The organism is Gemmiger formicilis (assembly GCF_018784445.1).
In the GTDB taxonomy this organism is placed as follows: domain Bacteria; phylum Bacillota; class Clostridia; order Oscillospirales; family Ruminococcaceae; genus Gemmiger.
In genome coordinates this window covers 1171-2560 of sequence record NZ_WQOH01000090.1, presented here as the reverse complement: position 1 = coordinate 2560, position 1390 = coordinate 1171, and the positions used below count along the sequence as shown (strand labels likewise).

Below are 1390 nucleotides of genomic sequence, written 5' to 3'. Positions count from 1 at the left end.
CAGGCGGAGCGTTTTGGGGCACGCAGCGAATACGCAGAAGTCCTCCGCATGGATCTGACGGCGGTTCCCAAGCTCGTGGATACCAGCGAGGGGATCTTCCGGGGGAAAACCGTGGTGCTGGCCACCGGTGCGGACCCCAGAACGCTGGGCGTGGCCGGAGAGTCGGAACTGGTGGGCCGGGGCGTGGCCTACTGCGCCGCCTGCGATGGGATGTTTTACAAGGGCAAAACGGTGGTCGTGGTGGGCGGCGGCAATTCCGCCGCGGCAGATGCCCTCCTTCTCAGCCGCGTGGCGAAAAAGGTGATCCTCGTCCACCGCAGAGACACCCTGCGGGCCACCAAGATCTATTACGAGCCGCTGGCACAGGCCGAAAACGTGGAATTCCGTTGGAACAGCGTCGTTTCCGCGCTGCTTTCCGGGGACAGGCTGACCGGCGTCCGCCTGCGGGACACCGTCACCGCGGCGCTGGCGGTGGGTCAACTGGCGCTGGACGGCGGCGGCTATATCGTGGCCGGAGAGACCACGGAAACCAGTATTCCCGGCGTTTACGCCGTGGGCGACGTGCGGACGAAGCCCCTCCGTCAGGTGGTCACCGCCGTGGCGGACGGCGCGGTGGCAGTCCACATGGCGGAGAAATATATCGCGGAAAACCGATAAGGGATGTAGATTGAAAAAGCCGTGTTTAAGGTCAGGCCGGATACGACCGCAGTGGGGATGCCGACATATCTGCAAGGCAACTGCCAGAGTGATGGCAGATAAGATAACCCATGTAAGATCGGGAGATATGTTGTCTCTCCATAAGGAGTTGTTTTGTATTATGACCATTCAAACGGTAACAGATGCCATCCGCTATGTAGGGGTGGATGATAACACATTGGCACTCTTTGAAAACCAGTATCCCGTCCAGCCTATGGGAGTGAGCTACAACTCCTATGTCATTCTGGATGAGAAGATCGCCGTGATGGACAGCGTGGACGCACGGGCGGCGGAAGAATGGCTTTCCAATGTGGCGCGGGTGTTGGAGGGGCGCGGCCCCGACTATCTTGTGGTCACACACATGGAGCCGGATCATTCCGGCAGCCTCATGCGGCTGGCACAAAAGTACCCGGAGATGAAGATCGTGGGAAACGCGAAAACATTTACCATGATCAAGCAGTTCTTCGGCACAGGTGCATTTTCGGAAGACCGTATGCTGGAGGTTGGCGAAAGAGATACGCTTTCCTTGGGTTTGCACCGGCTGCGCTTTCTGCTGGTGCCGATGGTACACTGGCCGGAGGTGATGGCAGCGTATGAAGAGGAGGAAAAGATTCTGTTCTCGGCGGATGCCTTCGGCCGCTTCGGTTCACTGGAACGGACTGCCCGTGCCCCCTGGGCGCCGCAGGCCCGGCGG

2 protein-coding genes are annotated in these 1390 nt (G+C 59.9%); both read left to right on the top strand.

Annotated features, from left to right (window positions below; translation table 11 throughout):
• Positions 1–657, top strand: a 657-nt coding sequence (locus tag GPK89_RS15045; RefSeq protein ID WP_215694392.1) for an NAD(P)/FAD-dependent oxidoreductase, incomplete at its 5' end; no start/stop codon positions are given.
• Positions 658–817: 160 nt separating this feature from the next.
• Positions 818–1390, top strand: a 573-nt coding sequence (locus GPK89_RS16410) for an FprA family A-type flavoprotein (RefSeq protein ID WP_252261708.1), incomplete at its 3' end; no start/stop codon positions are given.